This window comes from Sutterella massiliensis, from assembly GCF_016899755.1.
GTDB classification, from domain to species: domain Bacteria; phylum Pseudomonadota; class Gammaproteobacteria; order Burkholderiales; family Burkholderiaceae_F; genus Sutterella; species Sutterella massiliensis.
Genome location: NZ_JACJJC010000235.1, coordinates 1 through 543, shown reverse-complemented (window position 1 = coordinate 543; position 543 = coordinate 1). Strand labels below are relative to the sequence as shown.

1 protein-coding gene is annotated in these 543 nt (G+C 54.0%); it reads left to right on the top strand.

Features of this window, described 5'->3' with window-relative positions; translation table 11 throughout:
* Positions 1-205: 205 nt before the first annotated feature.
* Positions 206-543 (top strand): hypothetical protein (locus H6A60_RS12340; protein WP_205105060.1); only part of this gene is annotated, 338 nt, incomplete at its 3' end.

The following is a 543-nucleotide window of genomic DNA, read 5'->3' as shown; positions in this document are numbered from 1 at the left end:
CACTGATTCCCAGGTAGGATCGCCTTCCGGCATTGTCGCCGCAGGCAATGCCGAGCTTACTTTCAACGGTAAAACAGAGGTTTACACTCAGGGCGACTATGGGGAAGCCCTTTTCGTCAATAGTGACTACGCGGGGACCGTAGCAGCTTCGGCGACTTTCGGCTCGAAAAGTGAGACGACCCTTAACGGATCGGTAGCCGTTGGCATGAATTGCCCCGTCAAGCTTGACGGCACGATGACGGTCAATGGCTTCGTTGAGCTCATTGGATCTTTAACAGGGTCGGGCAATCTCACGATTAACGGGCAGCGTGCCGAGCAGGAAGACAAGATCGGGAGCATCTTTCACTACGGAAGTGAGGTAGCGCTCAACAGCCTCGCGATTACGAACGCCGATGTGATGAATCAGTCGAACATCAGCGTCGACGGCACGATCACGCTCAACGACGTGCTATTCGAAAATGCTGAAGGGGATCCCCGATATGATTGGCCAGACGCCGAACTTCAGGCTGCAGAGTTGGTCATCGGGAACGCTGAATTCAATAA